The organism is Sphingomonas zeae (genome assembly GCF_014197135.1).
GTDB classification, from domain to species: Bacteria; Pseudomonadota; Alphaproteobacteria; order Sphingomonadales; family Sphingomonadaceae; genus Sphingomonas; species Sphingomonas zeae.
This window is the reverse complement of sequence record NZ_JACIFA010000010.1, coordinates 126,554-148,734: the sequence shown is the minus strand read 5'-3', so window position 1 is coordinate 148,734 and position 22,181 is coordinate 126,554. Positions and strand designations below refer to the sequence as shown.

The 22,181-nt window shown below is 65.5% G+C and carries 21 protein-coding genes; 5 read left to right on the top strand and 16 right to left on the bottom strand.

The window, feature by feature from the left end; genetic code table 11:
• Positions 1-133: 133 nt before the first annotated feature.
• From GGR45_RS14850 to GGR45_RS14795, 12 genes are all read right to left on the bottom strand, one after another.
• Positions 134-3,271 (bottom strand): efflux RND transporter permease subunit, encoded by a 3,138-nt coding sequence (locus GGR45_RS14850; protein ID WP_018251208.1) that lies wholly within the window; start codon positions 3,269-3,271, stop codon positions 134-136.
• Positions 3,268-4,767 (bottom strand): efflux RND transporter periplasmic adaptor subunit, encoded by a 1,500-nt coding sequence (locus tag GGR45_RS14845; RefSeq protein ID WP_043060764.1) that lies wholly within the window; start codon positions 4,765-4,767, stop codon positions 3,268-3,270. The genes GGR45_RS14850 and GGR45_RS14845 overlap by 4 nt, the downstream gene beginning before the upstream one ends.
• On the bottom strand, positions 4,764-5,993 hold the full coding sequence (locus tag GGR45_RS14840) for a TolC family protein (protein ID WP_017980777.1): 1,230 nt from the start codon (positions 5,991-5,993) through the stop codon (positions 4,764-4,766). Before GGR45_RS14840 ends, GGR45_RS14845 begins: the two co-directional genes overlap by 4 nt.
• Before the next feature lie 885 nt (positions 5,994-6,878).
• The gene (locus GGR45_RS14835) at positions 6,879-7,331 is read right to left on the bottom strand and encodes a DUF411 domain-containing protein (protein WP_017980778.1); all 453 of its coding nucleotides are present in this window, start codon (positions 7,329-7,331) and stop codon (positions 6,879-6,881) included.
• Positions 7,332-7,399: 68 nt separating this feature from the next.
• Positions 7,400-7,765 carry a DUF305 domain-containing protein gene (locus GGR45_RS14830; RefSeq protein ID WP_018251211.1) on the bottom strand — a complete coding sequence of 122 codons (366 nt, stop codon included), beginning with the start codon at positions 7,763-7,765 and terminating at the stop codon, positions 7,400-7,402.
• A gap of 160 nt (positions 7,766-7,925) precedes the next feature.
• Positions 7,926-8,663 (bottom strand): PepSY domain-containing protein, encoded by a 738-nt coding sequence (locus GGR45_RS14825; RefSeq protein ID WP_017980780.1) that lies wholly within the window; start codon positions 8,661-8,663, stop codon positions 7,926-7,928.
• A 25-nt stretch (positions 8,664-8,688) separates the two neighbouring features.
• Entirely contained in the window at positions 8,689-9,273 is a 585-nt protein-coding gene (locus GGR45_RS14820; RefSeq protein ID WP_024310687.1) for a c-type cytochrome, read from the bottom strand.
• A 15-nt stretch (positions 9,274-9,288) separates the two neighbouring features.
• Positions 9,289-10,581, bottom strand: coding sequence for a copper resistance protein B (locus GGR45_RS14815; protein ID WP_043060765.1), 1,293 nt, complete (start codon positions 10,579-10,581; stop codon positions 9,289-9,291).
• Positions 10,578-12,611, bottom strand: a complete 2,034-nt coding sequence (locus GGR45_RS14810; protein ID WP_018251213.1) for a copper resistance system multicopper oxidase — start codon at positions 12,609-12,611, stop codon at positions 10,578-10,580. Before GGR45_RS14810 ends, GGR45_RS14815 begins: the two co-directional genes overlap by 4 nt.
• A gap of 67 nt (positions 12,612-12,678) precedes the next feature.
• Positions 12,679-13,248 carry an RNA polymerase sigma factor gene (locus GGR45_RS14805; RefSeq protein WP_018251214.1) on the bottom strand — a complete coding sequence of 190 codons (570 nt, stop codon included), beginning with the start codon at positions 13,246-13,248 and terminating at the stop codon, positions 12,679-12,681.
• 10 nt (positions 13,249-13,258) lie between these two features.
• The gene (locus GGR45_RS14800; RefSeq protein ID WP_017980786.1) at positions 13,259-13,699 is read right to left on the bottom strand and encodes a periplasmic heavy metal sensor; all 441 of its coding nucleotides are present in this window, start codon (positions 13,697-13,699) and stop codon (positions 13,259-13,261) included.
• A complete protein-coding gene (locus tag GGR45_RS14795; protein ID WP_020486670.1) occupies positions 13,696-13,965 on the bottom strand; it encodes a hypothetical protein in 270 nt (89 codons plus the stop codon). The genes GGR45_RS14800 and GGR45_RS14795 overlap by 4 nt, the downstream gene beginning before the upstream one ends.
• Before the next feature lie 127 nt (positions 13,966-14,092).
• Between GGR45_RS14795 and copC the strand changes: the two genes are divergently transcribed.
• From copC to GGR45_RS14780, 3 genes are read left to right on the top strand one after another with little or no spacing between them, the layout of a single operon-like run.
• A complete protein-coding gene (gene copC, locus GGR45_RS14790; protein WP_020486671.1) occupies positions 14,093-14,461 on the top strand; it encodes a copper homeostasis periplasmic binding protein CopC in 369 nt (122 codons plus the stop codon).
• Between the two features lie 4 nt (positions 14,462-14,465).
• Entirely contained in the window at positions 14,466-15,392 is a 927-nt protein-coding gene (gene copD / locus GGR45_RS14785; protein ID WP_017980789.1) for a copper homeostasis membrane protein CopD, read from the top strand.
• A 52-nt stretch (positions 15,393-15,444) separates the two neighbouring features.
• On the top strand, positions 15,445-15,714 hold the full coding sequence (locus GGR45_RS14780; protein WP_017980790.1) for a flagellar biosynthetic protein FliQ: 270 nt from the start codon (positions 15,445-15,447) through the stop codon (positions 15,712-15,714).
• Positions 15,715-15,759: 45 nt separating this feature from the next.
• Here GGR45_RS14780 and GGR45_RS14775 read toward each other — a convergent pair whose 3' ends face one another.
• From GGR45_RS14775 to GGR45_RS14765, 3 genes are all read right to left on the bottom strand, one after another.
• On the bottom strand, positions 15,760-16,092 hold the full coding sequence (locus GGR45_RS14775) for a four-helix bundle copper-binding protein (RefSeq protein ID WP_017980791.1): 333 nt from the start codon (positions 16,090-16,092) through the stop codon (positions 15,760-15,762).
• An 89-nt stretch (positions 16,093-16,181) separates the two neighbouring features.
• On the bottom strand, positions 16,182-17,060 hold the full coding sequence (locus GGR45_RS14770; RefSeq protein ID WP_017980792.1) for a DUF4396 domain-containing protein: 879 nt from the start codon (positions 17,058-17,060) through the stop codon (positions 16,182-16,184).
• A gap of 70 nt (positions 17,061-17,130) precedes the next feature.
• Complete coding sequence (locus tag GGR45_RS14765; protein ID WP_017980793.1) at positions 17,131-18,444, bottom strand: hypothetical protein; 1,314 nt, start codon at positions 18,442-18,444, stop codon at positions 17,131-17,133.
• 331 nt (positions 18,445-18,775) lie between these two features.
• Here GGR45_RS14765 and GGR45_RS14760 point away from each other — a divergent pair, with 331 nt between their 5' ends.
• Together GGR45_RS14760 and cueR are read left to right on the top strand one after the other, a co-directional pair.
• Complete coding sequence (locus GGR45_RS14760; protein ID WP_371262954.1) at positions 18,776-21,133, top strand: heavy metal translocating P-type ATPase; 2,358 nt, start codon at positions 18,776-18,778, stop codon at positions 21,131-21,133.
• Complete coding sequence (gene cueR, locus GGR45_RS14755) at positions 21,130-21,513, top strand: Cu(I)-responsive transcriptional regulator (protein WP_017980795.1); 384 nt, start codon at positions 21,130-21,132, stop codon at positions 21,511-21,513. Before GGR45_RS14760 ends, cueR begins: the two co-directional genes overlap by 4 nt.
• Before the next feature lie 52 nt (positions 21,514-21,565).
• On the opposite strand, the gene GGR45_RS14750 is transcribed toward cueR, so the two are convergent.
• Positions 21,566-22,087 carry a DUF6118 family protein gene (locus GGR45_RS14750; RefSeq protein ID WP_017980796.1) on the bottom strand — a complete coding sequence of 174 codons (522 nt, stop codon included), beginning with the start codon at positions 22,085-22,087 and terminating at the stop codon, positions 21,566-21,568.
• Between the last annotated feature and the right edge of the window lie 94 nt (positions 22,088-22,181).

The window sequence follows — 22,181 nt, the reverse complement described above, 5'->3', positions numbered from 1 at the left end:
GCTCGTCCGTCAGCCAAAACAGGTCGCTCATTACCAGTCTCCTCACGGAGCCTGAATCAGATCGCGACGCTCACATCAATGGGTCCTGACCCTAGTAGCATGAATGCGGCGCGCATGGAGAAAGTGGCTTTCATCAGATCTTCCTTTCGGGGCGGGTTGAAGCTCGCCGCCGCAAGAGCAAGTAGGCGGCTGGCAGGATGAACATGGAGAGGAAAGGGGCGGTCAGCATTCCACCGATCATCGGCGCGGCGATCCGGCTCATCACCTCCGATCCGGCGCCATGCCCGATCAGCACGGGGAACAGCCCGGCGACGATGACAGCGACGGTCATCGCCTTGGGACGTACCCGCAACAGCGCGCCCTCCCTGATCGCTTCCGATACTTGCTCGCCCGACGGTGACGGCCCGCGCTCGGCCAATGCGTGTTTCAGGTAGATCAGCATGACGACGCCGAACTCCGCCGACACGCCGGCGAGCGCGATGAACCCGACACCTGTGGCGACCGATTGCGCATAGCCGAGCAGCCATAATGTCCAGATGCCGCCGGTCAGCGCGAAGGGCAGTGTGCCCATGATAAGCGCCGCCTCGTCGAGGCGACCGAAGGTAAGGTAGAGGAGAAGGAAGATGATCGCGAGTGTCGCCGGCACGACGAGCATCAACCGAGCCTCGGCACGCTGCAGATACTCGAATTGTCCGGAATAGGCGATCGAGACGCCGGGGCTGAGCCGAACATCTTTGCCAACAGCACGGCGCAGATCGGCGACCGTGGAGGCCAGGTCGCGCCCGCGCACGTCGACATAGACCCATGTCGAGAGTCGACCATTTTCCGTCTTGAGCATCGGTGGACCTTCCGCGATCGACACGGATGCGACGGTGCCGAGTGTGATCTGCTGACCCGATGCGGTGACGATTGGGAGAGTTCGCAGTCCCTCCAGACTGTCACGCAGCTCGCGGGGGTAGCGGACGCTGATCGGGTAGCGGGCAAGGCCCTCCACCGTCTGGCCGATCGTCTCGCCGCCGATCGCGCCGGACACAATCTCCTGCACATCGGCGATGTTGAGACCGTAGCGCCCCGCGGTCACCCGATCGATATCGACATCGACATAGCGGCCTCCGGTCAACCGTTCTGCCAATGCCGAGCTGACGCCCGGCACGGTCCTGGCTACACGTTCGATGCTGCCGGCGATGCGGTCCAGCTCGGAGAGGTTGGACCCCGACACTTTCACCCCGATGGGACTCTTGATGCCGGTCGCGAGCATATCGATCCGATTGCGGATCGGAGGCACCCATACGTTCGTGAGGCCGGGCACGCGCACTGTGCGGTCCAGCTCCTCCACCAGCTTTGCCGGCGTCATCCCCGCGCGCCATTGATCGCGCGGCTTGAATTGGATGGTCGTCTCGAACATCTCGAGCGGTGCCGGGTCGGTCGCGGTCTCGGCGCGTCCGGCTTTGCCGAACACGGTTTTGACCTCGGGAACGGTTTTTATCAGCCGGTCTGTGCGCTGGAGCAGGGCCGAGGCGCTCGCGGCCGAAAGGCCGGGAAGCGCGGACGGCATGTAGAGCAGATCGCCCTCATCCATCGTCGGGATGAACTCGCCACCCAATCGGGTCAGCGGCCATGCCGTCGTCGCCAGTACCAGGGCGGCGATGCCGATCGCCGCCCAAGGCCGCGCCAACACGCGGTCGAGCGCCGGGCGATAGGCACGGGTGAGCACGCGGTTGATAATGTTGTCGTTCTCGGCCGGAATGCGTCCCCGGATCAGCCATCCCATCAGGACCGGCACGAGCGTTACCGACAGGATCGCCGCTGCCGCCATCGCATAGCTCTTGGTGAAGGCGAGCGGGGCGAACAGCCGTCCCTCCTGCGCTTCGAGCGTGAACACCGGCACGAACGACAGCGTGATGATGACGAGGCTGAAGAACAGCGCCGGCCCGACCTCGGCCGCGGCCTCGGTGATGACGCGCCAGCGTTCCTCGCCCGCCAGCGCCACGCCCGGATGGTCGTGTTCCCATCGCTCGATCCGCTTGTGCGCGTTCTCGATCATCACGATCGCGGCATCGACCATCGCGCCGATCGCGATGGCGATACCGCCCAAAGACATGATGTTGGCGTTCACCCCCTGCACACGCATGACGAGCAAGGCCGCGAGCACCCCCAGAGGCAAGGTGACGATCGCGACCAGCGCAGACCGGACATGCCACAGAAACAACCCGCAGATGATCGCGACGACGACGAACTCCTCGATCAGCTTGCCCGTCAAATTCTCCACCGCGCGGTCGATCAATTGCGAGCGGTCATAGGTGGTGACGATCTCGACGCCGGGGGGAAGGCTCGCTTTCAGTTCCGCGAGCTTGGCCTTGACGGCTTCGATCGTCTGCCGTGCATTCTTGCCCTGACGCAGGATGACGACTCCGCCCGCGACCTCGCCTTCGCCGTTCAGCTCGGCGATGCCGCGGCGCATCTCGGGGCCGATCTGGATCGACGCGACGTCGCCCAAGGTAACGGGGACGCCGGCACCGGCGACCTTGAGCGGGATCGCGCGGAAATCGTCGACGGTGCGCAAGTAACCTGACGCGCGCACCATATATTCGGCTTCGCCCAGCTCGAGGACGGACCCGCCGGCCTCCTGATTGGCGCGGCGAATGGCATCGACGGCCTGAGTGTGCGTGACACCGAATGCGGCGAGCCGCGTCGGGTCGAGCAGCACCTGATATTGCTTCACCATTCCGCCGATGCTCGCCACCTCCGCAACGCCGGGCAGCGTTTTCAGTTCATAACGTAGGAACCAGTCCTGCAAGGATCGGAGCTGCGACAGGTCACGGCGGCCGGTGCGGTCCAACAGCGTGTATTCATAGACCCAGCCGACCCCCGTCGCATCAGGACCCAGCGCGGCCTGCGCGCCTTGGGGAAGCCGTCCCTGCACCTGGCTCAGATACTCCAGCACGCGTGAGCGCGCCCAATAGAGGTCGGTCCCATCCTCGAAGAGGACATAGACGTAGCTGTCGCCGAAGAACGAATAGCCGCGCACGGTTTTCGCGCCAGGCACGGACAGCATCGTCGTGGTGAGCGGATACGTCACCTGGTTCTCGACGATCTGCGGGGCTTGGCCCGGCCAGCTCGTGCGGATGATGACCTGCGTGTCGGACAGGTCGGGGAGCGCATCGACGGGGGTGGCACGCATTGCGAACACCCCGGCCATGGCGAGCGCGATGGCCGCCAGGACGACGAGGAAGCGGTTCGCGACCGACCAGCGGATGATCGCGGCAATCATCGCCCAGCCTCGCGCGTCATGCGGCGCAGCGTTGGACCATCGGCGGGTTGATCAAAGCCGAACCGCACCCGCTCACCCTTGCGATACCCACGCACCAACGCGGGATCGGCGACGCGGAACGTCATTGTCATGGCCGGCCAGCCGATCGCCGGAACGGGCTGATGGGACAGGGTGACGGAACTGCGATCGATCGCCTCGATGCTGCCGACCGTCTCGTAGATCGACGCGGTGGGTTTCACGGCCGGCTTTGTTGCGGGTGACGCTTCGACACCAATCGGACGCGCATCGAGGCCAGCGAGGCTCGCTTCGGAGTCGATCAGGAACTGGCCCGACGCGACAACCTTCTCACCCTCGGTCAGGCCGGCGACTATCTCGGTTTTGCCGCCGCCTTCTGCGCCAGTGCGAACCTCGGCGGGTCGAAAGCGTCCACCCGGCCCTGCCAACATGACGAGTGTGCGCCGGCCGGTCCGGATCACGGCCTCACTCGGAACAAGGAGTGCATCGCGGCTCCCCTGGTCGAGCGCCACGCTGGCGAACATACCGGGGCGCAACCGGCCGGCACGGTTGGGGAGCTCGACGCGGATTGTGAGCGTGCGGCTCGCTGCCTCGGCCTGGGGCAGGATCGCAGCGATGCGGCCCCTGAAGCTTTCGCCCGGGAAAGCCGCCAGCGTGGCGATGACGGGCGTGCCGATCCGCAGGTTTCCTGCGAGGGCCTCAGGGACAGCCGCGTTCAGCCACACGGTGGCGAGGCCGTTCACCTCCGCCAGTGTCTGTCCTTGCGCGACCGTCATCCCCTGTCGGACGCCGAGCGTCTTGATGACGCCCCCCACGGGCGTGCTGATCGTCGTCACACCTTGCGGTCGGCCGCGCCACTCCGCCGATGCAATCGATCCGGCGGGCATCCCGAGAAGCAACAGGCGCTCTCGTGCCGCCCGCGTGAGCCCGGCATCCCCGGTGCGGCGCACGGCGAGATACTCCGCCTGCGCGCCCGCCCATTCGGGCACAAGGATATCGGCGAGCGGGGCGCCTGCCGGCACGACATCGCCTGGCGCGCGCGCATAGACGCGCTGAACGAAGCCGCCGCTGCGTGCCTGCACGACCGCAACGTTGCGGTCATTGAACTCGATGCTGCCGGTTGCCGAGGCCGAGTTTGACAACGATCCGCGTTCGACCGTGACGATCCGCGCGCCGAGCCGCTGGAGGCTGGCCGGATCGATCGCTACGCCCGGTGCGGCGCTACCGCCTGCGCCCTCGTCGGCATAGCGGGGGATCAGTTTCATCCTCATCGACGAGAGACCCGGGCCGTCGTGCCGCTCCCCCGGGATCATCGGATCATACCAGTAGAGGATCTTCTTCTGCGGGGCTGGGGATGCCGTTTGATCGGCAGCCGAAGACGTGCCAAGTTTCGCGAGCCCGAAGCCCACGCCCCCTGCGACCAGCACCAGCGCGCTTACCGCGGTGACAAGGCGGGCGCGGGTAATGGTAGTGTCGCTCATCGATCGGCGCTCCCGAAGGTAATGGTGAGGCGGACAGAGTCTGCGGCGACGAGCGCCTCACGGTCGAGCACGGTCAGCTCGGCGTCGGCGAGCGCGGTCTTGGCTTCGATGGCATCCGCAAGACTCGCGCGACCGGCAGAGTAGCTCGCTATCTCCAGATCGGCTCGCTTCCGAGCGAGCGGAAGGAGCACGTCGCGCGCGCGCTGCCATTGGCTGTGATGCATTTGGTGGTCCGCCAGCGCGGCCTCCAGATCGGCTGCCAATGTGCGCCGGGTTTCTTCGCGCGCGGCCTCGGCCTGCGCCTGTGCGGATTTGCGGGCTTCGATGCGCGGGTTCTGACGCGATCGAGCGAACAGCGGCAGGCTCATCGAAACTCCCGCCGACACCATGTCGCCATACCGGGGGTCACGGCGTTGATAAGCTACCTCTACCCCCCAATCGGGTCGCTTCTCCGCTCGCGCCGCATCCACGTCGGCCTGGGCGCGCTGAATACCGGCCTCGGCGAGAACCATGTCGGAGTGAAGGCTGAGCGCGTCCCGCAGCCGCGCCGGAGCCAGATCGATCGCGGGCATATCGCCGGCAATCTCGGGCGCCGATACGCCGGTCCAGCGAGCCAGCATCGCGCGGGCGCGCGCAACGGCGGCCATCAACTCGTCGCGGCGGTCGTCGAGTGCCGCGATCTCCTGATCGGTCGTCAGTGTCTGACCAGGGCGGACCGAACCGGTCGTCACGGCGGCCCGCGCAGCGGAAGGGAGAGATCGAAGGAATAGCAGAACGGTGTCGAGGGCAGCTAGTCGACGCTCGGCATAAGCAAGGTCGATCCATGCCTGCCCCGCTCCCAATCGCACCTCCCGGAGCTTGGTCGCTTGCGATGCTTCTGCCGTTGCGATCACGGCGCGTGCCTGCGCTTGCGCGGCATGACGCTTGGCAAGGTTGGGTAGGTCCTGTTGGAAACCGACACGCCCCATCGTCATGTCGTCTCTGGATAGGGAGAAGGCGGGTGGCCCAGAGACAGGATAATTCTCGATTCCGATCGACACACGGGGGTCCGGAAGGCTTCCCGCCGCACGTGCATCGGCTTGGGCGGCGCTGACCCCCGCGCGACCGGCAACCGCTCCCGGGGCGTTGGCAACCGCATCGCGCAGCGCTTGGTCATAGGTAAGTGTCTGCGCGTGCGCGGCGCTCGTCGTGAGCGCGGCGACCGCGAGCATCATGGATGCGCGCATCCCTCTAGTCCCTTCATGTCATAATGATGGCCGGGCTCCAAATGGTTGATCGGAGCCCGGCACCTGTTCAGGCTCGCCAGCTTAAGTTGACTGGCCGCCCTTCATTGACATGCAGGCGTCGCGACCGCGTTCCATCATCGGGCACACGCAGGCGCTCGACTGGGGAACGTCCGTAACCCATACGCGACGTGGGGCTTGAAGCGGCGCCCGCGGGCCCGGCTGGTAATTGGAACGCCACTCCCAATGACCATTGCTTTTATTTTCAGATGTGGCCGCCGTCGCTGCCGACGCGGCGAGGCTAGCGGCAAATACCGCCAAGATGAACGTTTTCATGTCACTTTCCAATTTGATCGAGATTTAAAATCGGCAGAGCCGCAACCGGCGAACGGCTGCAGCCTGACACGGCTTGACTCGATCAAACGGTAGGCGGTTCGGGCTCGGGAGCGACGTTGAGGCCGGCAAGTGCCCGGCTGGCAGGCCAGATAACGATTTGAGATGCGATCGAGCGCTTCAGCACTCTTGCCGGCTCCTCAAACGTCATGGGAACAACGCATCCCATTTGGGCGATACACGCCAGCGTCAGTCCTTTGCATGGGTGTTCCGATGACGGATCCGGGGTCGCCATACCCGCGCAATCCATGCGGGATGGGGTGACATGGCTCATCGCCATCTTGGGTGAGAGCGATGGGCCGGCCGCATACGCAATTCCTTGGCCCAAAAGGCCAAGCAACGCTCCAACAAGAAGCAAGAGAGAAAGACGAGCTTTCAACACCCGGATACTATCCCAATTGTCAACGCCGAGGTCAATACGGGTGGTTTGCCGGGTGCCGTAGTGCCGGCATGAAGCGCCGGGGAAGATTTGCCGCTCACAAGACAACCTGTCGTTTAGGCGCCGTGGCTAGCAAAGACACGCCGGCCAGCGGCACCGAACGCAATGACGTCATAGGGCTGGGTTCTCATGCCGGGCACCTCCATGCCCGGTGAGCCCATCGGCATTCCGGCCACGGCCAAGCCGCGCACGCCTTTAGGATGCTGGGCCAGCGCGCGCTTCATGTCCGCGATCGGGACATGTCCCTCAAACGCCATGCCGTCGATGATCGCGGTATGGCAGGACGCGAGGTCAGCGGGCAGGCCGATCTTACGCTGCAGCACCTCACGGCGATCATCGTCGATGATCTGGACCTTGCGGCCGAACTGCTGACGCACCTGCGCCGCCCATTTCTCGCAACAGCCGCAACCCGGATCGCGGTGCATGGCGATGTCGGCCGCGGCCGATGCGACCGCTGGGATGGTCATTAGCAAGGCGGCGACGGCGCCACGAACACCATTCTTCATCATCAGCTCCTAAAAGGAAATCCCCGCCCTGCCGGGGGGTAGGGGGATCGACAGGGCGGGGCAGCGCTCCCTTATTGCGGGCGCTTGCCGTGCTTGCTGAGCCACGCCTGCAGCTCGGCAATATCCTTTTCCTGTTTCGTGATCGTCATCTGCGCCATGCGCTTGGTCTCGGCGTCGCGCGCGTCACGCACCGCAACGCGCGACATGGCGATGGCGCCTCGGTGATGCTCGATCATCTTGCGCGTCCACATTTCGGCCGCGTCGCCCTGCTTGGCCGCCATCATCTTCTGATGCATGTCCATCTCGGCCTGGCCGTAGGGATTGCCGGCCATCATGCCCGCCATGTCGTCGTGGTTCATGCCGGCCATCTGACCGTGGTTCATGCCCTGCATTCCGCCGCTCTGCTGCGCGAGGGCGGGCGTGGCGAGCAGCGCCAAAGCTGCGAATGTTGGTGCGAAGCGCATTATTGATCTCCCTGGGTTCTAAGACTTCTACGCGTGCGAGGCGGCTATCCCTCACCCGGGGTGCTAGAACGCGCGAGAAATTGTCAGGAAACAGGACTTTATTTCCGAGGGCTACGCTCCTGAGCCGCGTATATTATGCCTCGATCACGATGTTGCGACGCCGCGTTTTGGGCCATCGCATGTAGAGAAGCACTGCCCCCCCTAACCAAAGCGCAAGCCCACCGATCGCGAAGGCGAGCAGCCAGGGCGTGTTGAAGTTCTCGTGATTCGTCCAATCCATGATGTGAAGGCCCCAGAAGAAGTCGTAGAGCCGCCAAGTGCCGGTTCGGACAGCCGAGATCCGACCGGTGTCGGCCGCGACAAAGACGCGGGTGGAATCGAGGTCGGCGAACGCGACGCGCCAGGCGGGGAGCGTGCCGCGATATTCGGGGCTGGCGCGCTCGATCCGCTCTACCTTCGCCGCTGGTCGAGCACCGCCACGCCATGCCAAACGCGCGATCTCCTCGGCCTCACGAGCCGTTGGTGCTGGCAGCGCTTGGCCCGTCGCGGCGTCGAACAGGCGCGTTCCCTTGGCTGTCGCGACCTCGGCGACCGGGCGGCCAAGCCACATGCGATAGGTGATGGCCTCGATGGGCGCATCTGCTGCGCCTACGATCGCCGATGGTGGGGCGAACGTGCTGCCGCGGGGAAGGGGCGCCGCGGCTTTGCGGTCAACGAGGTGATCGCCATGCACCCGATCGATCGGCAGGAAGCTCATCAGGGCGCCGCTTGCGAACCATAGCAGGAGCTGCGCGCCGATGATGATCGCGAGCCATTTGTGCGTGCGGCTCGCGAGTAGATGCAGCCTCAGTTTCGCGCTTTTCAGAACCACTCCTCCCTCAACCTCGTCGCCGGGGTCACTTCATACCCGGCATGTCCTTCATCATCTCGTCGTGATCGGCCGGGGCGCTCGCGACCAGTGCCTTATACTGTTCGGGCGTCATGCCGGGGAGCTTGCGGACGAACGCGACCATATTCCAAATTAGGGGGTCGGGATGCGTCTTGCCCCATGCCGGCATGGCGCTGAGCTTCACCCCGTGCTTGATGATCCAGAATTGCTGGGCGGGGGTGAGATCTTGAGCGCGCGCGAGTTCCGGCGCCTGTGGATAGAGGCCCTGGCTCATCTCGGATTTCTCGACGCCGGGGCCGAGATGGCAACCGGAACACATTTCTCCGTAAAGGCCCGCGCCGACTGACACGCGCTGCGCCGATGCCAGATCGGCCGGGGGTGTTATGCCGCGCGCGCGTGCCTCAATCGACCGATCGCGCAGGCGTTCGAGCATTGAATAGACCGCCGGCGTGTGCGGTTCGTCGGCCGCGATGTTATACACGCCAAGGTAGATAAACGCGGCTGCGCCCAGCGCCAGGACGATCGCCAGGGCGCCTACGAACGGCAGGCTCGGGAAGTGCTGCCTTATCGAGCGCCTGCCGTCTTGAGCCATCTGTTCCTCCATCGATCAGAACCAGACACGAACGCCGGCGACGATGCTCTTGGACGTTGCGCGATCCCCATCGGCGCGCGCGTAGCGGGCGGTGTCGCCGAAGCGGCGATCCCATGACACGCCGACATAGGGGGCGAACTCGCGCCGGATCTCATAACGCAGCCGCAATCCAAGCTCGGCGTTGGATAGGCCCGATCCGATCCGGTTTTCCGGCACGTCCTGCGCAGCGAAATTGAGCTCGGCGCGCGGTTGCAGGATCAGCCGCTGGGTGATGCGCTGGTCGTAATAGCCCTCAAGCCGCCCTAGCAGGTCGCCCTTGTTGGACAGGAATACCGCGCCCTCTAGCTCGAAGAAGCCCGGTGCCAGCCCCTCCAGCCCGACGGTCGCATAGGTGCGTTTCGGGGACGGCCCCAAATCCTGGCGGACACCCGCTTGTAGATTGAAATAAGGGCCAATGGTCCGGCTATAGAGCGCCTGCACCTCGGCGCTCTCGATGCCCTCGCGGAAGGCTCCCTCGCCCTCAGACTTGATGAAGAGGCGGTTGATGTCACCCCCGAACCACGCCTCGCCATCCCAGCGATAGCCGTCACGACCGTTGCGGAATTGATACTCAGCGAGGTTCAATAGCACCTGGCTGAAGTTTTGACCGCCGTGATGCTGCTGAAGGTGATGGCGACCCATCGCCATCGCGTCCGCGCCGTAAACGCTGTCGGCCGCATGGTCGGTCGGCAGGGGCGGGGCGGGGGCGTTTCCTGCGGGAAGCGCGGTGCCAGTCTGCTGCACCCCATCGGCCGCCATGCCTGGCATTCCGGCCATTCCCGACATGCCCTGCATGTCGTGGCCGCTGTGCTGGTCGGCTGGCATGGTCATCCCCGGCATCGCCGAATGGTCCATGCCCTGCATCGGCTGCTGGGAGCCCTGAGGGACCGTTTGGCCGTTTCCGGGCATCTGCATCCCCGGCATGGCTTCCATGCCCTGCTGTGAGCCCTGCGGAGCCGCATGGTCCATGCCGGGCATAGACGAGTGATCCATGCCCGGCATGGTCCCGTGATCCATACCATTCATGCCGGCCGTTGGCGCGGCGCGGCGTTTCGTCGTCGAAGCTGATGGTCGCCTCGCAGGAGCTGACCTAGTCTTGGCCGGCTTGCCTTTGGCCGTGGGCTTCACCACCGGCTTCTTTTTCGCAGGCATCGGCATGGTCATGCCCGGCATTGCCGAATGATCCATGCCCTGCATCGACTGAGCGGCGACAGGACCGGCGATGCCGAGCATGGTGGCGGCGGCGAGCGCCGCGGTCAGCCGGTTCATGCCGCCTCTCCCGCGAACGGGCGAACGGTGACGACGCGCATCATGCCTGCGGTCATGTGGTAGAGATTGTGACAGTGGAACGCCCAATCGCCGGGTGCATCGGCGGTCAGATCAAAGGTCATCTTGCCTCCAGGCGGCACGTTGACGGTGTGCTTGCGCGGCGCATGATTGCCGTGCCCCGTCACCAGCTCGAAGAAATGGCCGTGGAGATGGATGGGGTGCGGCATCATCGTATCGTTGACCAACGTCACCCGCGCCCGCTCGCCTTTGCGGAACGGGATGGGGTCGGCGGGATCGCTCAGCTTCTGCCCGTCGAAGCCCCACATGTAGCGCTCCATGTTACCGGTCAGATGGATCTCGAACTGACGCGACGGCGCGCGCACGTCGGGGTTGGGCGCGAGCGAAACGAGGTCGCGATAGGTGAGGACGCGGTGATCCAGGCCCTCCAGACCCTGGGGCGGTTCACCGCTACGGTCCTTCGGCATCGGGGAGATGGTCTGCACGCCCGGCCCCATCTTCACGCCCGGCGCATTCTTCGGGTCGCGCATGTTCATGTTCATGCCGCCACCCGACCCGTGGTCCATCCCGGCCATGCCGCCAGCCTGGCCCGATCCGCCCGACATGGCACTATGGTCCATGCCGGCCATGCCAGCACCGCCCGCTGCCATTTGGCTATGGTCCATCCCGGGCATTACAGCGCCGCCCATCTGGCTGTGGTCCATGCCCGACATGCCGGACATGCCCGCCATCGCTGCGCCTGCCGCGACCGTCCCGTGATCGGTCGGCCCCTTCCAGCCCGTCAGCTTCCAAAGATTGCGCGAGGCGTTCTGCATCAAGGTGGGGTCCGGCCCGCGCGTGGCGACCGGGCTCTCGTCCTTCATGCCGGACATGCCCTGCATCCCGCCCATGCTCCCCATGTCCATGCCCATATCGGTCATGGTCAGCAGCGTGCGCGGACGAAGCGGCGGGACCGGGGCGACCATCCCCTCACGCGGGGCGAGCGTCGCCCGGCCCATGCCGGAGCGATCGATAGCCTCGGAGACGAAGCTGTAGGCCCGGTCCTCGGGCGTCACGATCACGTCGAACGTCTCGGCAACGCCGATCTGGAACTCGTCGATCTTCACCGGACGGACATTCTGCCCATCGGCCTGCACGACGGTCATCGGCAGGTCGGGGATGCGGACGTTGAAGTTGGTCTGCGCCGCGGCGTTGATGATCCGCAAGCGGACCCGCTCGCCCGGCTTGAACAGCCCCGTCCAGTTGTCATACGGCCCGTAGCCGTTGACCAGGAAGGTATAGGTCGAGCCGGTGACGTCGGCGATGTCGGCGGGGTCCATTCGCATCTTTCCCCACTCGATCCGGTCCTTGAGCGGCATTTCCCGACCCGCGAGCAAGCCCGCGAGGGTCGGCCGCTGATAGTTGAAATAGGCGCCGCCCATCTGCTTCAGCTTCCGGAAAATCTGCTCGCCGGTCATCTGGCTGTGGTCGGACAGCACGATCACATGCTCGCGGTCGAACGCGATCGGATCGGCACCGGCCGGGTCGATCACGATCGGCCCGTAAAGTCCGCCCTGCTCCTGCTCGCCGGAATGGCTGTGATACCAGTAGGTGCCCGACTGGATGATCGGGAACTCGTAGATGAAGGTCGAGCGCGCCTTGATGCCGGGGAAGCTGATGCCGGGCACGCCGTCCATCGCGAACGGCACGAGCAGCCCATGCCAGTGGATCGAACTGTCCTCGTCGAGATTGTTGGTGACGGAGAGGCGGACCTTTTGCCCCTCCTTCAAGCGAATGAGAGGGGCCGGCACCGTGCCGTTGACGCCGATTGCGGGCGTCGACTTGCCGTCGACGGGAAGTCTGAAACTGTCGATCGTCAGCGCGATGTCAGTGCCCGAGACGGTCGGCAGCGGTTTGACGATCCCGCCCGAGACAGGCTGCGCCCACGCGGGCATATAGGCGGTCAGCGCCATGCCACCGCCAGCAAGGGCGGCGCCGCGAAGCATCTGGCGGCGATCGATAGTGCGGCTCATACGGTCCTCAAGGCTCTCGAACGGGAGTGTCCCTCTAGCCTTGATACGCAGCTCAGGGCGCTATCCCTCAGCGCCCGCCCAATCGCTCCAGCAACTTCGATCGCGCGCGATAGAGGCGGGTTTCTACCGCCTTTTCGCTGATCGACAACACTGCCGCGGTTTCAGCCTGGCTCAACCCCTCGATCGTGCGCAGCACCAAGGATTCCTTCAATGCGGTCGGCAAGCCCGCAATGGCGCGCGTCACGCGGTCGAGTTCCTGTCGGTCGCCCGTCGCGTCGTCGATCGCCACCTGGTCGTCTGCAATGGCTTCGGCTTCCGGGCCGATCGGTGCGGCGAACGCCAGAAAGCGCCGCACGGTGCGCTTGCGCCCCCAATCGCGGCACTTGTTGATCGCGATCGTCGATAGCCACGCGCGCATCGATCGATCGCCGTCGTAGCGGGGCAGGGCCTGATGCGCCGCGACGAAGGTCTCCTGCAGAAGGTCCAGCGCCTCGTCGGCCTCGCCGACGCACGCGCGCACCATGCGGAAGATTGACTGCCGATGGCGGCGCATGATCTCGGCGAAGGCGGCTTCGCGCCCGGCGATGCTGAGGGTCGCCAGCTCGCCGTCCGTAAGCGTGGTCCAGTCGAGGCTCACGCGCCGAACCTCAACGTGCGTCGTCGGTGAGCGCCTTCACCACGGCCTGATCGAACTGGCCGGTCTGATTGGGCCGCAAGAGCTGGCGCATGGCGAAGATGTGCGCCAGCGTCGCTTTCTGGAGCTCGCCCATGACGGCGTGGCTCTGGTCGACCGCTGCGGCGACGCGCGGCCCGTTGCCATGCTCGGCCTCGATCGCTTCAGCGAGCCGGGCATTGTTCGCCCGCAATTCCAGCTCGAATGCGCGCCGCTGCACGGCGAAACGCTGCTCCAGCACTTCAAGTCGCGCTTCCTGGTTGGCGTCCAGCGCCAGCTTATGATGCAGCACGTCGTGCAGCTCCGAGCCGGGCTGGGCACGTGGCGGAAGTAGCGCCCGCCCCACGAACACACCGATGATCGCGGCGATGAAGCACGCGACAATGCCAAGCAGAAGGCGGATGCGGCCGCTCATTGCACGCCGACGAGCAGCGTGGAGGGCGCGAGCGGCGACACCGGCCCCAAGGGCGATAGCGAAGCCGCGCTGGCTTCCTTCGCGGGCACACCGGCACCGAAGATGCCCATGACGAGCGCCGCAGCGATCGTCATTGCCCCAACGCCTAAGCCGGCGCGCGCCGCTGGACGTGCGGCGACCCGCGCCAGCACGCGATCTTCCATGCCATCAAGGCTCGCGGGCACGGGTGCTTGCGCCAGCCTCATCAATACTGCGTCGAGGTCCATGTCGTTCACTCCACCCCTCTAGCATGGATTACGCAAGCGACGCGCCCATCCCTCAAATCCATCCGTGAGGGGTGGTCGATCGGGGCGCGTAATGAAGGACAGGAACCCTCCTGTCGAAAGGCCCCCTATGCGCCGCCTATCCGTTCTGACTGCTGCTGCCGCTCTCGTCATGTTCGCCGGAACGGCGAACGCCCATCCTAAGCTGGTGTCGGCATCGCCGGCCGCCAATGCGACGGTCGCGAAGCCCGCTCGTATCGAACTTCATTTCAGCGAGAAGCTGATGCCAGCCTTCTCCAAGGCCGATCTCACGATGGCAGCGATGCCCGGCATGGCAGCCATGAAGATGGCCAGCGCCTCCGCGCTCTCGTCCGATGGCCGGACCCTCGTCATCACCCCGAAATCGCCGCTCCCATCGGGTCGGTATAGCGTCGCGTGGAATGTCGTCTCGACCGACACCCACAAGGTCGCAGGAACCTACGTCTTCGCGGTGAAGTGAGGCGATGGGGGACTGGTCGCTTATCGGCGTCCGCTTCGCGCTCTACGTGACGCTGGCTGCGCTGTTCGGCCTTGCCGCATTCAGCCTTTATGGGCTGCGGGCGCGCGAGCGCGGCGACGCGCTCGCGCTGCGTCCCTGGTTCATCGCCAGCGCTGGCCTGAGCCTGTTGTTTTCAGGCGCCTGGGTCGTGCTGATGGCCTCCTCAATGGCCGGAACGCCGGCCTGGCCGATCGACCGTGAAGCAGTCGGCGCGCTGCTCACCGGCTCTGCGATCGGAGCAGCATGGAAGCTGCGCATGGTCATGGTGGCCCTCGCGGCGCTGGCAGCGCTGGTCGCGGGCGGGCGCGGCATCTGGCTGAGCATCGTCGCGCTCTGCTCGGCCGTGGCACTCGCAACGCTGGCGTGGACCGGACACGGCGCGATGGACGAAGCCGTGATGGGCTGGGTCCACCTCATCGTCGACATTCTCCATCTGATCGCCTCGGGCGCTTGGGTTGGCGCACTACTGGGGCTGCTCCTGCTCGTCTCCCGACCCGCGGCGCGCGTAGACGCGGCGCATCTGGGGCTGACGCACCGCGCGCTGCACGGGTTCGGCGCGATCGGGACGGTTGTGGTCGGCACGATCCTCGTCACCGGCCTGGTCAATGGCTGGATGCTGGTCGGGATCGGCAACCTCGCCACGCTTCCTGCGACGCTCTATGGTCAGCTCCTGATCGCAAAGCTGGCGCTGTTCGTCGCCATGCTAGGGCTCGCCTCGCTCAACCGCTTCCGGCTCACGCCGGCATTCGAGCGGTCGATCGCAGCGGACGATCACAAGGGCGCCCTCGGCGCGCTGCGGACAAGTCTGGCGATCGAAACCGCCTGTGTCATCGCGGTTCTCGGGCTGATCGCCTGGCTCGGGACGCTCGCGCCGCCTGCATCGGCGATGTGATGCGCGGCCGGGGAGCCCTCGCGGTCCCCGGCCGTTCACGGGGCCGCGCCTGATGGATCAGTCGATCCTGCTCGACGAGACGGGGAGGATGCTGGCCGTGGCCGGCCTGATCTGCGTGGTGCTGCTCGTGCCGATGATGATCGTCGGGCTGATAATCAGCATCATCCAGGCGGCGACGTCGATTAGCGAACAGACGCTGAGCTTCGTGCCTAAGCTGATCGCGCTAGGCGTATGTTTGGTGATTTTCGGGAGCGCAGCGACCGAGCTCCTGACCAAGTTCACGGCCGAGCTGTTCGCTGTGATCGCGAGCATGGGCCGTTGATATGCAGATAGCTGCGCGGGCGGGCGACCGCCCGCGCAAGCCCCGCTATGCCGCCATCCGATCGCAGGAATCGGCGCACTTCCGGCACGCTGCCACGCAATCCTCCATGCCGCCCAGGGCCTCGCAGCTCGCTGCGCAAGCCCGGCAGATCTCGGCACACTCGCGGCAGATATGCTGATGGTGGGCGGACTTGCGCGCCATGAAGTCGATCGCAACCGCGCAAATTTGCGCGCAGTCGGCCATGATCTTCATATGCTCGGGCGCGGCGTGCTGGCCGCCCATTTCGAGGCAATGGTTCATCGCCATGTGAAGACAGGTCACATGGCATTCGTGGCAGGCGTCCATGCACGCCTTCATGCCGGGGTCGATCTGGTGCATCGCATTATCTCCGTATGAGCCCCCGCCTATTCCTAGATACGCGCGCCGCGCGATCACCCCTTGCCGCGATCTCCGTCGTTCGCGGCAAGTTACATGGCCCACCGACCGAACAGCGTCGCAACGATGATGCCCGCGCCAAGCATGATGAGCGTCAACACTGTCATCGCGGCGATCTGAGGTCCGGTCACGCGCGCGCCGGCCGCCATGCCGCTCATCCCTGCCATTGCGTCGTGTCCCATGTCCGGCATCGGCGTGGCCGATTGCCGGTCCGCGCCGACTTCGTGTCCGCCATGCCCCAGCGCGCGCACCGTGCCCATGCCGTGCTTCAAGCGCACGCCAACCAGCCAAAGGTTGATCGGATAGGCGACTGCGAACCCGACGAGTGTCGCCAGCGACATGACGCCCCAAAAGCGGAGCGAGCTGGCGTGCATCGCGGCCATGTCGCGGCTCATCAACACCACCATCGTCGGGATCATGCCGGCCATGACGGCATTCATCGACAGCCATTCGGGGATGAACGACATGCGAAGCGCGCCCCAATAGGAACCGCCCGCCATGTCGCGCATGAAAAGCGCCTGGAAAATCAGCAGTCCGAACGCGAAGCCGAACACATATTCCGCGATCACGTCCTGCCACATCGGCAGGCCGAGCGCCGTGGTGATCGCGGCTGCGGCGATGACGCCGGTTGCATCGCCCGCCATGCAATGGATGGCCGAGCCGAACGCCTGCTTCCAGAGCGGTCGAACGAAATCCTCGTGCCGCTCGTTCGCCGGCTCCTGGCAGGACAGGACATAGGCCGCGGCCATGATCGGGCCACCATAGAGCGTGACCAACAGCCACCCCCATTTCATCACGCGCAGCTCGGGGTTGCGGGTGAAGGCATCCCACGCGACGTAAGCGACCGAAAGGGCGGTCAGCACGAACCACCCGATCAGCACGGCGTCGAGCCAGGGGGCCGGGGATGGCATCGTCACGGCAGCACTCCTCTACATGCTAGAGGATACGCGGCTCTCCGGATCATCCCTTGCGCGGAGCGGGCTAGGCGAGCTTGCTGGAAACGGCCTTGATCGCTTTCAGTCCCGATCCGAACCGCGCGATGGCCTCCCGGTTCTTCTCCAGCTCGCCATAGGGCAGGTAGGATATGTCGAGGTCGGCTACGCGGCTGAACGCGGGCCGCTGCAACTGCGCGCGAACGTCCGTCTCGCGCGCGTCGGGCGCGACAAGGAACAGCCCCGCGGTCGCGTGAAGGTCGCCACCGCTCAAGGCCAGGTCGAGCATCCTGACGATGCCCGAATAGATCGAGGTCGAATGCTCCACCTCGAACGCCGCGGCGACATGATCGCCGGCCTTCTCAAGCCACAGCACGTCGATCAGCCGGATCGAGTCAGCGCCCTTCGACGTCGCGATCGTGTCGGGCAGGCGCTCAAGGCATCCTGCGCCCAAGGGTGATCCGTCGAAGGCGCGGCTGCGGTCGTTCGCGGCGATCCATACGTCATAGCCGAGCGCCAACCCTAGATCGCGAAGCCATGCCTGGATTTCGGTATGGGTGCGCTCGTTCTCGCCCTCGCGCTGAGCGGCCTTGCTGAGCGTGCGCGCTTCCTCGCGCGCCGCCTCAAGCCGCTGCCCCCAGCTCGCCAGCGTCGCGCCGCTCACGTCGAGGGGCGGAGCCGGATAGCGATCGGAGCCGATGTCGAACAACAGACCGCCGATCGCGCCTAAATCATTCGATAGCAGCTCGCGGAAGCGGTCGTTGAGATCGAGGATGCCGGTCCGCATCGCCAGAAAATGCTCCCAGCTCCCGAGCTTCACATTCGCCCCCGTCAGCGCGTTGTAGCCCTTAACGATTGCGGTGTTGAAGGGCGGCACCAGCGTCGGGTGAAGGAAGTAGAGGAGGTTGGCGACCGCCGGACCCAGCCCCTTGATCTTCAAACGGTCGATCGCGTGGATATGGCTGATGATCTCCTCGGCCGTGTCGCAACAGGAACAGGCGTCGAGCAAGCGGCCGAACGCGCGCTGATTGTCGGGGCTCTCGTAAATGTCGGGGATGCGGAGCTTCGGCTTCCAGAGGAACGCATGGTCCGCGCCCTTGAAGATTTGCCGCTGCTCGGCGACGGAATGGACGACGGTTTCGAGCGACGATCCGCGGTAGGCGACGCCGAACGTGCCGCGCTCGATCTCGCCGACAACCTGGGTGATGCCGCGCCGGATTGATCGGAAGTTCTTCAACCGCTCGTCCCAAAGAAACCAGCTCCGATAGGTCGCGCCCTGATCGTCACGCCAGCGGGCAATTAAGCGGCGCACCAGGCCGTCATGGTCGGTGCCAGTAGAAAGACTGTCGATCTGCGCTGCCATATGTCCCCGATTGCCCCCGGCCCGCGTTTGGCGAGCTAGTAATAGACCTAAGCTGCGGCCCTTATGGCGTCGAGGGTGTAGAGCTGGCCCCCGCAATATGAGGGCAACGCCGCTCCCGCGCGTAGATTCAACATACACGCCAGCGGTGCCGACAGGGCCTTGACCCTAACACGGTGTCATACCCTACATGCTCTCGGGTCGAAGGAGTCTTGCCATGAACGACCCTCATTCCCATTCCCAAGCCGGGGGTTGCGGCTGTTCGAAGCCTGCGCCTGAATCGGTCTCCACGCCCTCATCCTGTTGCGGGGGCGGCTCGGCCGCTCCCGCAAAGATCGAGCACGAACATCATCACACCGAAGCGGGCGGCTGCTGCTCGGGCAGTAAGGACAACGATGCCGCAGCAGCAGTGATCGACGCGGTGTGCGGCATGACGGTCGATCCCGCAAAAACGACACACCATGCCGAGCACGCTGGTCATGCCTATCATTTCTGTAGCGCAGGGTGCCGGAGCAAGTTTGTCGCCAATCCTGACGCCTATCTGAGCGATAAGCCGAAACCGGAGCCGATGGCGACGCCGGGGGCGATGTGGACGTGCCCGATGCACCCGCAAATTCGCCAGGAAGGGCCGGGAACTTGCCCAATCTGCGGCATGGCGCTCGAACCCGAAGAACCGTCGCTCGACGATACTCCCAACCCTGAGCTGGTCGACTTCACGCGCCGACTGTGGGTGGCGGGCGCGCTCACGATCCCGCTGCTCGTCGTCTCGATGTTCGCGGAAATGTTAGGCCTGCATGTGGTTAGCCCTGCGGCCTCGCCTTGGGTCCAGCTCGCACTCACCGCGCCGATCGTGCTGTGGGCGGGCTGGCCGTTTTTCGAGCGGGGGTGGACATCGCTTCGTACCCGCCATCTCAATATGTTCACACTGATCGCGATCGGCGTAGGTGCCGCCTTCCTCTATAGCGTGGTCGCGACGCTCGCGCCGGGCATCTTCCCAGCGACCTTCCGCACGCATGGGAGCATGGTTCCCGTCTATTACGAGGCGGCCGGCGTCGTGGTGACACTGGTGCTGCTCGGGCAAGTGCTCGAACTGCGCGCTAGGGCGGCGACAGGGCGCGCGATCCGCGCTCTCATGGATCTCGCCCCCAAGACGGCGCGACGCTTGCAGCCTGACGGTTCTGAAGAAGAAGTCGGGCTTGCCGACGTGGCAACCGGTGACCGGCTGCGGGTCCGCCCCGGTGAAGCCATCCCGGTCGATGGCGTCGTGGTCGAGGGTCGTTCGTCGGTCGACGAAGCCATGCTCACCGGCGAACCCGCGCCGGTCCTCAAGGAAGTCGAGGCGATCGTTACCGGGGGCACCGTCAACGGGACGGGCAGCCTGGTGATGGAAGCCCGCGCGGTTGGTTCGGACACGATGCTCGCGCGTATCGTCCGCATGGTCGCGGAAGCGCAGCGAAGCCGCGCCCCGATACAGGCGGTCGCCGATCGGGTTTCAGGATGGTTCGTGCCGCTCGTCGTGCTGATCTCGATTGCGACCTTCATCACTTGGTCGCTGGTCGGCCCTGAGCCGCGCATGGGCCATGCCCTGCTTAACGCCATCGCAGTGCTGGTGATCGCCTGCCCGTGCGCGCTCGGGCTCGCCACGCCCATGTCGATCATGGTCGGCACGGGACGCGGCGCTCAGGCCGGCGTGCTGGTGAAGAACGCGGAAGCCTTACAGGGGCTGGAAAAGGTCGATACCCTTGTCATCGACAAGACGGGTACGCTCACGGAAGGCAAGCCCAAGCTGATCGCGGTCGAGACGGTCAGCGCGGTCGGAGAGAACGACATGCTCGCGCTTGCCGCGGCCGTCGAAGGCCAATCCGAACATCCGCTCGCGCACGCAATCGTCGTTGCCGCCAAAGAACGAGGATTGCAGCTCGGCACAGTCGCGGACTTTGCCTCGCAAACCGGGCTGGGTGTCAGCGCCACGGTGGGCGGCCGCTCGGTCGTGATTGGCAATGCGGTGCAAATGAGCCGGATCGGCGCTGATCTCAAGCCGGTCGACGCCGCGGCCGATCGTCACCGTGGCGAAGGCGCGGGCATCATCCTCGTCGCGATCGACGGGGCGCTCGCCGGTCTGCTCGCAGTCGCCGATCCGGTGCGCGCATCGGCGCGCGACGCTATTGCCGCGCTTCGCAAGGAGGGCCTGCGGGTCGTCATGCTCACCGGCGACAATCGTGGGACGGCCGATGCTGTCGCGCGCGCCGTGGGCGGTCTTGATGACGTGCGCGCCGATCTGCTGCCGGAAGACAAGGCGCGTATCATCGGCGAGCTGAAAGCGAGCGGCGCAAGGGTCGCAATGGCGGGCGATGGGATCAACGACGCCCCGGCGCTCGCCGCCGCGGATGTCGGCTTGGCGATGGGAACGGGAACAGACGTGGCGATCGAAAGCGCCGGCATGACGCTCACGCGCGGCGATCTCTCGGCGATCGTGCGCGCCCGCAAGCTCGCTCGCGCGACGATGCGAAATATCCGCCAAAACCTGTTCTTCTCGTTCTTGTTCAACGGAATCGGCGTGCCGGTTGCGGCCGGCGTGCTTTACCCGGTTGCCGGTATCCTGCTGTCGCCGATGCTGGCCGGTGCAGCGATGGCGCTCTCGTCCTTCACCGTGGTCCTGAACGCACTGCGGCTCAACGCGGTAAAGCTGTGAACATCGGAGCGGCGTCGGACGCCAGCGGCGTCTCCCAACGCATGATCCGCCACTATGAAAAGATTGGTTTGGTGCCCGCGCCGCCACGGCGCGGGAACTACCGGGACTACGCCGACGCTGACGTTCATCGGCTGCGATTTATCGCCAACGCGCGCGACCTGGGGTTCCCGATCGAGGAAATCCGCACGCTGCTGGGGCTGTGGTCGGATCGCGATCGGTCGAGCGCGGAAGTGAAGACGCTGGCGGAAGCCCGCGCTGCCGAACTGGGCCGCAAGGTCCGCGTCTTGGACGCCATGCGCCGCTCGCTTACCGGGCTCGCCCAAGCCTGTCATGGCGATGATCGGCCTGATTGTCCGATCATCGAACGCTTGGCTGAATAACTTGCGCGGCTAACTTTTACTCCACTTGAGCGTGATCGTGCGTCGCACCGTTTCACGCGTTTCGCGCTGCGGCTTTGCCGCACCCCTCGATCGCCGCGCGGTTGGCCGTCACGATCCTGTCGGCCCCGACGATGGCGCGGAACGCGGTGGGACTGGCGCTCTGGATCATACGCTGCCCGGCTTCCCAGCGGGGCAAGTCGAGCGTCCGCGCCGCCATGCGCTCGGGCCATTGCCAGCTCGCCGGTGCGATCTCGCGCGCGACCAGGCCCGGCACGATCGCCCATGCGAGGATGCCGGCCGCCACCCCACCCAGGGCAAACCATAGCTGCCGATTCTTCTGGTCGGCGCGTGTCCATGCGGACCCGGCGATGGCGCGAAGATCGGCCATGATGCGGGCCTTGTCCTCGCCCGCCTTGGCGAGCGCCGCCTGATCCTCGCGCCGGGCGGCGCTGCCCGCCGCGGCGATGCGCTGCGCCATCTGCTCCGGCGTCATCGCCAGCGCCGGGGCCGCTTTCAGGAATTGGCCGATGCGCGCGACGTTCTCGCCTGCCGTGTTCACGTTCTGCTGGAGCACGCCAAGCGTCTCGGTATGGTCGGGTATGTCGATCGCCGCGCTCGGCCGCCAAGCCCTCCACGGCGCAGCGCCAGCTCGCCGCGCATGGCCTCGA

Excerpts from the sequence above, each read along its gene's own strand:
- GGR45_RS14775 (WP_017980791.1), bottom strand. The coding sequence starts at position 16,092 with ATGCACCAGATCGACCCCGGCATGAAGGCGTGCATGGACGCCTGCCAC.
- GGR45_RS14810 (WP_018251213.1), bottom strand. The coding sequence starts at position 12,611 with ATGAGCCGCACTATCGATCGCCGCCAGATGCTTCGCGGCGCCGCCCTT.
- GGR45_RS14840 (WP_017980777.1), bottom strand. The coding sequence starts at position 5,993 with ATGCGCGCATCCATGATGCTCGCGGTCGCCGCGCTCACGACGAGCGCC.
- copC (WP_020486671.1), top strand. The coding sequence starts at position 14,093 with ATGCGCCGCCTATCCGTTCTGACTGCTGCTGCCGCTCTCGTCATGTTC.
- GGR45_RS14845 (WP_043060764.1), bottom strand. The coding sequence starts at position 4,767 with ATGAGCGACACTACCATTACCCGCGCCCGCCTTGTCACCGCGGTAAGC.
- GGR45_RS14765 (WP_017980793.1), bottom strand. The coding sequence starts at position 18,444 with ATGGCAGCGCAGATCGACAGTCTTTCTACTGGCACCGACCATGACGGC.
- GGR45_RS14815 (WP_043060765.1), bottom strand. The coding sequence starts at position 10,581 with ATGAACCGGCTGACCGCGGCGCTCGCCGCCGCCACCATGCTCGGCATC.
- GGR45_RS14800 (WP_017980786.1), bottom strand. The coding sequence starts at position 13,699 with ATGAGCGGCCGCATCCGCCTTCTGCTTGGCATTGTCGCGTGCTTCATC.
- GGR45_RS14780 (WP_017980790.1), top strand. The coding sequence starts at position 15,445 with ATGGATCAGTCGATCCTGCTCGACGAGACGGGGAGGATGCTGGCCGTG.
- GGR45_RS14850 (WP_018251208.1), bottom strand. The coding sequence starts at position 3,271 with ATGATTGCCGCGATCATCCGCTGGTCGGTCGCGAACCGCTTCCTCGTC.
- GGR45_RS14820 (WP_024310687.1), bottom strand. The coding sequence starts at position 9,273 with ATGGCTCAAGACGGCAGGCGCTCGATAAGGCAGCACTTCCCGAGCCTG.
- GGR45_RS14795 (WP_020486670.1), bottom strand. The coding sequence starts at position 13,965 with ATGGACCTCGACGCAGTATTGATGAGGCTGGCGCAAGCACCCGTGCCC.
- GGR45_RS14770 (WP_017980792.1), bottom strand. The coding sequence starts at position 17,060 with ATGCCATCCCCGGCCCCCTGGCTCGACGCCGTGCTGATCGGGTGGTTC.
- GGR45_RS14835 (WP_017980778.1), bottom strand. The coding sequence starts at position 7,331 with ATGATGAAGAATGGTGTTCGTGGCGCCGTCGCCGCCTTGCTAATGACC.
- copD (WP_017980789.1), top strand. The coding sequence starts at position 14,466 with ATGGGGGACTGGTCGCTTATCGGCGTCCGCTTCGCGCTCTACGTGACG.